Origin of the sequence: Burkholderia sp. HAN2018, from assembly GCF_024704855.1 — a bacterium.
Lineage (GTDB): Bacteria > Pseudomonadota > Gammaproteobacteria > Burkholderiales > Burkholderiaceae > Burkholderia > Burkholderia cepacia.
In genome coordinates this window covers 1-3675 of the sequence record NZ_QOBB01000391.1, presented here as the reverse complement: position 1 = coordinate 3675, position 3675 = coordinate 1, and the positions used below count along the sequence as shown (strand labels likewise).

The window sequence follows — 3675 nt, the reverse complement described above, 5'->3', positions numbered from 1 at the left end:
CCGCCTGGCCGCGTAGCGGCGTCCGCCGCCTTGCCGCGCGGCGCGAGACGATCCTGGAGGAGCCCCCACAGCCGGTTGCCGGCGCCTTTCGTATCGACACGCGATGACGACGGTTGCGCGGGCGCCGCTGCCGCCCGGGCCTGCGCTTGCGCTTGCATATCGACACGCATGCCTGTATCGGTCTCCATGTCGATGACCGGTGCATGGCCGCCATCGACGCCATCGACGCCGTCGCCGCCGTCGTCACGTTCGGCGCGCAGCACGTACGGCCCGATGCGGATGATGTCGCCGGTGTTGAGCGCGCGCTCCTGCGCATAGCCGACCGGCTCGCGGTTCACCTCGATCGTCGAGACGCTGCTCAGGTTCTTCAGCAGGCAGGCGTCGTCGCCCACCTGCAGCAGCGCCTGCAGCCGCGAAATCTGCCGCGTGTCGTCGCGCAACACGAGATGGTTGTCGCTGGCCCGGCCGATGGTGCCGCCCGGCGGATGAAACACGACGGCGTCGTAGGAGTCGTTTTCGACCGGCTCGCCGGCATGTTCGATCACGATCAGTTGCATGTCATACGTCGCTCGGTGAAGTGCTCGCGCGCAGGCCGGTTCGTTCAGGACGACGACGCATGCCTGCGGCGCGCGAATTCGAACGCAGGCCCCCAGATCGGATGTCCCTTCTCCGCAGGGGACAAGTCGAAGCGCGGGTTGAGGTCGAGAATTTTCGAGAACTCGGCGCGGCACGTCGTGATGCGGTTCGTCACGCAATAGCTGAACGCGAGGAGCTTGTGCGCGGCAACCTGCGTGTCGGTGTCGGCGCCGTCGATTTCCTTCGCGTGGCTCAGCAGCGCGATCGTGCGCCCGTAGTCGCCGCTGTCGTACGCGGCGCGCGCGCTATCGACCGTCGCGCGTGCAGCCGACTGGGTCGGGGACGTACTGCACCCGCCGGCCCCCAGCAACAATGCGCCGAGGAAAAGAACGAGCGATGAACGACCTTTCATTATTGAAATCAAGAATTGGCGTAATTGGAAGGTGGCACACAAGCGCTGTTGGATTCTAGTGCCAATCATCGGCACCGAATCGCCTGTTACGTTTTGTTTCATTTAGCCAATCCATTTCCACCTGAATGCAGAATCGACTACGAATTTCAGTGCTTGTGAATCCGGAAAAACGGCCTATAGTTCGCTGTGTTTTTCGGATTCGTCAGTTGTTTGGTCAGCGCACGTCAATGCACGAAAAAACGGGCCGTCCGTTCGTGCGAAACGAATAGCCTGGCACACCGTCAGCGCCGCGAGCGTTCGTTGCCCGGTGGCCGGCCGGCTTGCGCCCGAGCCCATCCGACAGGTGTCCACGCCACAGAACCGGGCCGCGACGGCGAACCGGTCGGATTGATTTTTGCCATTAATTCATCAACCCCAATTCTCAATTGACCACCATCTCGCCAAATCGACTTTCAAAATCCATGAATGATATGACCCGGCTTTTTACAAGAACAATTTGCCGATACGGATTGAGGTGGATGGATATACGGATTACACAATTACCGATCAATTAATTGTCCCTTTTTCAATCGGATCAACCGGTTTCGCGGTCGAAAACCGGCGAACGGCTATTGGGTGGCGAGGGTGGAATATGCAATGGCGGTCGAGCAGTTTCATCGTATGGGGATGCGTGATGCTGTTGCCGGGATGCGGCGCGACAGAGCACGCCGCGGCGGTGCCGTATGCGATCACGGTCGATGTTGCACCCGACGTCAACCCTGACCCGAACCGCAAGCCTGCGCCGATCGTGCTGAAGGTGTTCCAGCTCCGCGCGGCATCGTCGTTCGACAGCGCGGATTTCTTCTCGCTGCAGGACAAGCCGGAGAACGTGCTCGGCACGGACCTGCTCGGCACCGATCGCGTGATCCTGCGGCCGGGCGAGTCGCGCACGCTGCACTATCGCGGCAACGTCGAGGCCGGCGCGATCGGCGTGGTCGCCGAATACCGGATGCTCGAAAAGAACCGCTGGCGGCTGACGGTGCCGCTGCCGCGCGCGAAGCAGCTCAATCTCTACAAGTTCTGGCAGACGTCGCCGGGCGAGCTGAAGCTGTCGATCGCGGTGCGCAACGGCGGCCTCGCGCTGAACGATGCGAAGGGGCGCCCATGACCGAACCGACGATGTCCGCGACACCGGTCGCGGCGCTCCGCCAGCGGGTGGTGTGGACCGAGGGGATGTTCCTGCGGCCGCAGCATTTCCAGCAGCTCGAACGGCACTGGGAACGCTACGTCGCGCTGCGCTGCCTCCCGCTGCAAGGCTTCTTCTGGGGTTTCGACACGCTGGAGCTCGACCGCGAGCAACTGGCGCTCGGCAAGGTCGCGCTGCGCACCGCGTCGGGCGTGATGCGCGACGGCACGCCGTTCGACCTGTCCCATCCGGACGATCTTCCCGAACCGCTCGACGTGCCGGCCGACGCGAAGGATCAGCTCGTCGTGCTCGCGCTGCCGCTGTGGCGCGGCGGCGGCGAGGAGGTGTCGTTCGGTGCAGGCGGAGGCCATGCCGCGAACGGCTCGAACGGTACGAGCGGCAGCGCCGATGTCGCGCGCTACGTCGTGCGCGAATACGAAGTGGCCGACGCGAACGCGGTCGCGCTCGGTCCCGCACTGCTGCAGACGGGGCGCCTGAACGTGCGGCTGATGCTCGAAGCCGAGCTGACCGGCGACTGGCACGCACTCGGCGTCGCCCGGATCGTCGAGCGGCGCACCGATGCACGGCTGCTCGTCGACGACGGCTACATCCCGCCGCGCCTCGTCGCGCAGCACGACGCCGTGCTGCTGGCCTACGCGCGCGAGCTGCACGGGCTGCTCACGCAACGCAGCGAAGCGCTCGCGGAACGGCTGTCGGAGCCCGGGCGCGGCGGCGTGTCGGAAGTCGCGGACTTCCTGCTGCTGCAGCTCGTGAACCGCTATCTCGCGCTGACCTGGCATGCGCAGCAGCACGTGTCGACGCATCCGGAGGCGCTGTTCTGCGACTGGCTGAAGCTCGCGTGCGACCTGAGCACGTTCACGGCGGCCGGCCGGCGCCCGCAGTCGCTCGCCGTCTACGTGCACGACGACCTGCGCACGAGCTTCGCGGAGCTGATGACCGAACTGCGGCGGTCGCTGTCGACGGTGCTCGAGCAAAACGCGATCCAGATCGAGCTGCGCGATGCGGGCAACGGCATCCGCGTCGCGACGCTGGCCGACCCGGTGCTGCGCGACACGGCCGGCTTCGTGCTCGCGGTGCGCGCGGACGTACCGGCCGACAGCCTGCGCGCGCGTTTTCCCGCGCAGGCCAAGCTCGGGCCGGTCGAGCGGATCCGCGATCTCGTGCAACTGCAACTGCCGGGCATCACGATGCGCCAATTACCGGTCGCGCCGCGGCAGATCCCGTATCACGCGGGCCATACGTACTTCGAGATCGACAAGGGCAGCGACCTGTGGAAGCAGCTGGCGCGCTCCGGCGGTCTCGCTTTTCATTTCGCCGGCGAATTCCCTGGACTCTCGATGGAGTTCTGGGCGATACGCGGGTGAGGGCGGGGCGACGCGATGAATTCCTCCTCCGATTCGATCTCCCCCGGCGCAGGCGGATTCGTGCCGCCGAATCCGGGCGGCATGCATCCGGCCGCGGCGGGCGCGGCCGGCCCGACCGCGACGCAGCCGCGCCCCGG

Annotated in this window: 4 protein-coding genes; 2 read left to right on the top strand and 2 right to left on the bottom strand. The window is 65.7% G+C overall.

Translation table 11 applies throughout. The features are described from left to right. On the bottom strand, positions 1–557 hold a 557-nt coding region (locus DPV74_RS39920), incomplete at its 3' end, for an FHA domain-containing protein (RefSeq protein WP_119339188.1). A gap of 44 nt (positions 558–601) precedes the next feature. Continuing rightward, a complete protein-coding gene (locus DPV74_RS39915; protein ID WP_119339187.1) occupies positions 602–988 on the bottom strand; it encodes a TssQ family T6SS-associated lipoprotein in 387 nt (128 codons plus the stop codon). Positions 989–1619: 631 nt separating this feature from the next. Here DPV74_RS39915 and tssJ point away from each other — a divergent pair. Then, positions 1620–2135 carry a type VI secretion system lipoprotein TssJ gene (gene tssJ / locus DPV74_RS39910; protein ID WP_027791609.1) on the top strand — a complete coding sequence of 172 codons (516 nt, stop codon included), beginning with the start codon at positions 1620–1622 and terminating at the stop codon, positions 2133–2135. After that, positions 2132–3538, top strand: a complete 1407-nt coding sequence (tssK, locus tag DPV74_RS39905; protein ID WP_119339186.1) for a type VI secretion system baseplate subunit TssK — start codon at positions 2132–2134, stop codon at positions 3536–3538. The genes tssJ and tssK overlap by 4 nt, the downstream gene beginning before the upstream one ends. Positions 3539–3675 lie beyond the last annotated feature (137 nt).